Annotated in this window: 4 protein-coding genes and 3 pseudogenes; 1 reads left to right on the top strand and 6 read right to left on the bottom strand. The window is 74.5% G+C overall.

Annotation, left to right across the window (positions count from 1 at the left end):
- The 6 genes and pseudogenes from JNW91_RS29635 to JNW91_RS29610 all read right to left on the bottom strand — a co-directional run.
- Window positions 1-498 (bottom strand): carbohydrate kinase family protein (locus JNW91_RS29635; protein ID WP_238425932.1); only part of this gene is annotated, 498 nt, incomplete at its 3' end.
- A pseudogene (locus JNW91_RS29630) lies at window positions 495-1,022 on the bottom strand (pseudouridine-5'-phosphate glycosidase); the annotation flags it as partial. The pseudogene JNW91_RS29630 and the gene JNW91_RS29635, both read right to left, overlap by 4 nt.
- Window positions 1,023-1,026: 4 nt before the next feature.
- Window positions 1,027-1,770: pseudogene (locus tag JNW91_RS29625) on the bottom strand (putative protein N(5)-glutamine methyltransferase); the annotation flags it as partial.
- A gap of 9 nt (window positions 1,771-1,779) precedes the next feature.
- On the bottom strand, window positions 1,780-2,898 hold the full coding sequence (locus JNW91_RS29620; RefSeq protein ID WP_203178816.1) for a cystathionine gamma-lyase: 1,119 nt from the start codon (window positions 2,896-2,898) through the stop codon (window positions 1,780-1,782).
- Window positions 2,899-2,905: 7 nt separating this feature from the next.
- A complete protein-coding gene (locus JNW91_RS29615; protein ID WP_203178814.1) occupies window positions 2,906-3,913 on the bottom strand; it encodes an NAD(P)H-dependent glycerol-3-phosphate dehydrogenase in 1,008 nt (335 codons plus the stop codon).
- Window positions 3,910-4,644, bottom strand: a complete 735-nt coding sequence (locus tag JNW91_RS29610; RefSeq protein WP_203178812.1) for a lysophospholipid acyltransferase family protein — start codon at window positions 4,642-4,644, stop codon at window positions 3,910-3,912. Before JNW91_RS29610 ends, JNW91_RS29615 begins: the two co-directional genes overlap by 4 nt.
- 127 nt (window positions 4,645-4,771) lie before the next feature.
- On the opposite strand from JNW91_RS29610, the pseudogene JNW91_RS32835 reads away from it, so the two are divergent.
- A pseudogene (locus JNW91_RS32835) lies at window positions 4,772-5,033 on the top strand (hypothetical protein); the annotation flags it as partial.

Below are 5,033 nucleotides of genomic sequence, written 5' to 3'. Positions count from 1 at the left end.
CTGGTGGTGAGCCCCGCGCTCGCGGGCGGCGGCCAACGCCCGCAGCCCCGCGTCGCGCGACCCGGCGTCCAACAGGGTGTACGCGGACAGGTGCAGATGCCCGGCGTCGGGCACCGCCGCGAGGGTGCGGTCGACGTGCTCGGCGCTCAGCCGCAGGTTCGCGCCCCGCTGGGTGACCATGGTGCGTTCACCGTCGCCGGCCAGCACGATCACCGTTCCGGTGGGGACGCCCTCGACCCGCTGCACCCCGCAGTCGACGCCCGCCCGGTCGAGTTCGGCCACCCGGTCCCGCCCCGCCTCGTCGTCGCCGACCGCGCCGACGAGCGTGACGGGCACCCCCTGCGCGGCGACCCAGGCGGCGGTGTTGGCCGCCTGCCCACCACCGCCGAGACTGATCTCGGCGGTGGTGTCCGAACCGGCCGAGAGCGGCCCGGCCAGCACCGCGACGACATCGGTGAGCACGTCCCCGACGACGACCACCCGGGCCGCTCGGGTCATGCCGCGACGGCGGTGGTGCGGGCGGCCGAGGCGACCGCGATCCGCGCGGCCAGGTCGGCGTTGCGCAGGATGATCCGGACGTTCACCGCCAGGCTCGCGCCCTCGGTGGCCGAGTGGAAGTGCGACAGCAGGTACGGCGTGACGGCCTTCCCGGTGATCCCGTCGCGCTCCAGCCGGGCCAGACCGTCGGTCAGGGTTCGGTCGTGCAGCTCCGGGTCGAGCTGCTCGTCGACCGGCAGCGGGTTGGCGACGATCAGACCGCCGATGTGCACGGCCAGTCCGTCGCGGGCGGCGAGCACGTCCGCGACCTGCTCCGGTGACTCCAGCGACCAGTCCAGGTCGAAGCCGCCGTCGGTCAGGTAGAAGCCGGGGAAGCGGCGGGTGCGGTAGCCGACCACGGCGACCCCGAGGGTCTCCAGCCGCTCCAGCGTCGCGCCCACGTCGAGGATCGACTTGACCCCGGCGCAGACCACCGCGATCGGCGTCTGGGCCAGGGTGATCAGGTCCGCCGACTCGTCGAAGGTGTGCGTCGTTCTGCACATCTGGTACCAGCCCGGCGGCGCGGAACGCTTCGCAGAGCGCGTCCACCTGTGTTTCGCCGGCCTCGACCACCAGGTGTCCACCGGGGGCCAGCCAGTCGGCCGCCTCGACGCCCACCCGGCGCAGCACGGACAGCCCGTCCGGTCCGCCGTCGAGCGCCACCGGGGCCTCGTGCAGCCGCGCCTCCGGCGGCATCAGCGCCACCGCGTCGGTCGGCACGTACGGGGCGTTGGCGACCACCAGGTCCAGCCGACCCCGCCAGCGCACGGGCAGCGGCGCGAACAGGTCACCCTCGAACACCTCGGCGGCCAGCCCGGTGAGGTTGCGTCGGGCGCACGCCACGGCCGCCGGGTCGATGTCGGCGGCGGCCAGCCAGCGCGGCGCGAGCCGGTGCGCCAGCGCGACAGTGGTGGCCCCGGACCCGCAGCACAGGTCGACCACGGCCGGAGCCGGACCGGTCAACGCGGCCGCCGCCTCGACCAGCAGGGCCGTCCGACCGCGGGGCACGAAGACGCCCGCGTCGACGGCTATCCGCAGACCGCAGAACTCCGCCCAGCCGAGCAGGTACTCCAGCGGCTCGCCAGCCACCCGACGCTCGGTCAGGTCGGCCAACGTCGCCGGATCGTCGGTGGCGGCCAGCAGCAACTCGGCCTCGTCCTCGGCGTAGACGCAGCCGGCGGCGCGCAGCCGGAGCACCAGGGCCGACCGGTCGGGGGACGGCGGTGCCGTCAGGGGCTCCACTCAGACCCGCCCGGCGGCGTCCAGCGCGGCGGCGATATCGACCACCAGGTCGGGGGTGTCCTCCACGCCGCAGGAAAGCCGGACGAAGCCGGGGGCGGTGTCGTCGCCCCACTGCGCCCGCCGGTCCGCCGTGGTGTGCAGGCCACCGAAGGAGGTGGCCGCCGCCACCAGCCGGGCGGCCTCGACGAAGCGGCTCACCCGGTCGGCGTCGCCCAGGTCGAACGAGAGCACCCCCGGCATCCGACGCATCTGCGCCGAGGCCACCGCGTACGCGGGGTCGTCGGGTCGCCCCGGCCAGCGCAGGCCGGTCACGTCCGGACGGGCGGCGAGCAGGTCGGCCACCGCGGCGGCGTTCGCGCTCTGCCGGGCCAGCCGCAGGTCGAGAGTGGCCAGTGACCGGTGTGCCAGCCAGGCGTCGAACGCTCCCGGTACGGACCCGGTGGTGGTACGCCAGAGCGTCACCGCCTCGACCACCTCGGCGGACCGGCTGGCCAGGTACCCCAGCAGCAGGTCGGAGTGGCCGGTGAGCGCCTTGGTGCCGGAGGCGACCACCAGGTCTGCGCCGAGGTCCAGTGGACGCTGCCCGAGCGGGGTGGCCGTGGTGTTGTCCACCGCGAGCAGCGCGCCGGCGGCGTGCGCCCGCTCCGCCAGGGACGCCACGTCGACCACGTCCAGACCCGGGTTGGCGGGGGTCTCCACCAGCACCAGCCGGACGCCCTGAAGTGACGGGTACGGCCCGACGGTCGGCACGAAGACCACCCGGACGCCGATCGTCTCCAGCACCCCGGTGGCGAACGCCCGGACCGGGAAGTAGCCGTCGCTGGGCAGCACCACCGTGTCACCCGGGCGCAGCAGGGCGAGCAGCATGCCGGTGATGGCCGCCTGACCGCTGGCGAAGACCCGGCAGTCACCGCCCTCCAGCTCGCCCACGGCCGCCTCCAGGAGGCGTCGGGTCGGGTTGTCGGGGCGTCCGTACCCGTTCGGCGAGGCGGCGGGGCCCTGCCACGGGTCGAGGTGGTACGGCGCGGCGAGGACCGGCCCCGGCAGGAACGGGTCCCCCGGCGCCGGCTCGGGCAGGCCGGCGCGTACGCAGCGGGTGCCGTCTCCCAGATCAGTCATCGGATCCTCACTCGTACGACTCGGGTTTGGCGGTCCGGCTCATCAGGGTCTCCACGGCCAGCCGAGGATCCATCCCCTCGTGGCAGATCCGCTCGACGTGCTCGGTGATCGGCATCTCCACGCCGTGCGCCCGGGCCAGGTCGCGGATCGCCAGGCAGCTCTTCACGCCCTCGGCGGTCTGCCGGGTGGCGGCCTGGGCCTGCTCCAGCGTCTCACCGCGGCCCAGGTGCTCCCCGAAGGTGCGGTTGCGGGCCAGCGGGGACGAGCAGGAGGCGACCAGGTCACCCATGCCGGCCAGGCCGGCGAAGGTGATCGGGTCGGCGCCGAGCGCCACGCCCAGGCGGGCCGTCTCGGCCAGTCCCCGGGTCATCAGCATGGCCCGGGTGTTGTCGCCGAAGCCCATCGCGGTGGCGATGCCGTACGACAGGGCGATCACGTTCTTGACCGCGCCGCCCAGCTCGCAGCCGATGACGTCGTCGTTGGTGTAGGGGCGCAGGTAGGGCGTTCGGATCGAGGACTGCACGAGCACGGTGCGGTCGCTGTTGGTCCCGGCGACGACGGTGGCGGCCGGCTGCTCGGCGGCGATCTCCGGGGCCAGGTTCGGGCCGGAGACGACCACCACCCGGTCGGCGGCCACCCCGGCGGTCTCCACGATGACTTCGCTCATCCGCTTGGTGGTGCCGAGTTCGATGCCCTTCATCAGCGACACCAGGGTCGCGTCGGGGTGCAGGTGTGCGGCCCACTCGGCGAGGTTGCCGCGCAGGGTCTGCGACGGCACGGCCAGCACCACCAGTTCGGCGCCGCTGATCGCCTCGGCGGCGTCGGCGGTGGCGGTGACCCGGGCCGGCAGCAGCAGGTCCGGCAGGTACTCCGGGTTGCGGCGCTCGGCGCGGATGCTCTCGGCCACCGGCGCGCGGCGGGCCCACACGGTCACGTCCCGCCCGGCGTCGGCGAGGATCTTGGCGAACGCGGTGCCCCAGGAGCCGGCGCCGAGGACCGCGACGTGGCCGCTCATGCGGCTTCGCCCTGCTGACGCTGGACGGACGGTCGGGCCGGCCGTTCCCAGAGGGGCGGAGGGGTGCCACCACGGATCTCGGCGAGCATGTCCCGCAAACGCAGCATGATGGCGTCCGTCATCTCCTCCAGGGTCGCCCGGGTCGGCGGGGCGTCCGCCCACCGGCTCAGGTCGACCGGTTCCCCGGCGACCACGGTCACCGGAATCCGGGGGCGCGGGTTCAACCGGGTGGTCCGCGGATCGAAGATCCGCTCCGGCCCCCACATCACCAGCGGCACCACGGGCGCGCCGGTCGCCAGCGCCAGCCGGGCCGCGCCGGTCTTGGCCTTCATCGGCCACAGCTCCGGCTGCCGGGTGGTGGTGCCCTCCGGGTAGATGACCACGGCGCCGCCCTCGTCGAGCGCGGCGACCATCGTGTCCAGCGAGCGGACCGCGTCCACGCTGCCGCGCTCGACCGGGATCTGCCGGCAACGGTGCAGGATCCAGCCGACCACCGGCACCCGGAACACGCTGGCCTTGCCCAGGTACTGCGGCCACCGCCCGGAGTCGTAGATGAAGTGCGCGGAGACCAGCGGATCGGCGTGCGAGATGTGGTTCGCCACGATGATCACGCCGCCGTCCCGGCCGAGGTGCTCCTGGCCGCGCCAGGTTCGCCGGGTCCAGACGGTCATCACCGGCTTCACCAGCCCCACGGCGAACCGTTGCCAGAACCCCAGCCTCCGCCGTGCCACTGTGCCTCCTCGTCGCGCCCCGACCCCGCCGCGAACCCCGCCCGCGACACCCGCAGCGGAAATCATGCCTGCTCGCCCCCGGTACGGCCAGCGAGGGTCCTACCGTCCGGCTGGCAGGATTGCGGACGTGAGTCAGCCGAGGTGGGCCGTGGTGGTGCCGGTGAAGCGTCTGGCCGCCGCGAAGAGCCGGCTGCGGGGCGCGCTGCCCGGCGTACCGCACGAGGAGCTGGCACTGGCGCTGGCGGCCGACACGCTCCGCGCGGTGCTGGCCTGCCGGCGGTCGCCGAGGTCCGGACAGGTAGCTGACGAGGCCGACGGCGGTCTGACCCTGCTCCACCTCGACGACGAGCCGCCCGTCGTCGACGCCCAGCCAGCCGTCGACGGCGAAG

Origin of the sequence: Micromonospora parastrephiae (genome assembly GCF_016802865.1) — a bacterium.
GTDB lineage: Bacteria > Actinomycetota > Actinomycetes > Mycobacteriales > Micromonosporaceae > Micromonospora > Micromonospora parastrephiae.
The sequence above is the reverse complement of the archived record's forward strand: the minus strand, read 5'-3'. Positions and strand labels throughout refer to the sequence as shown.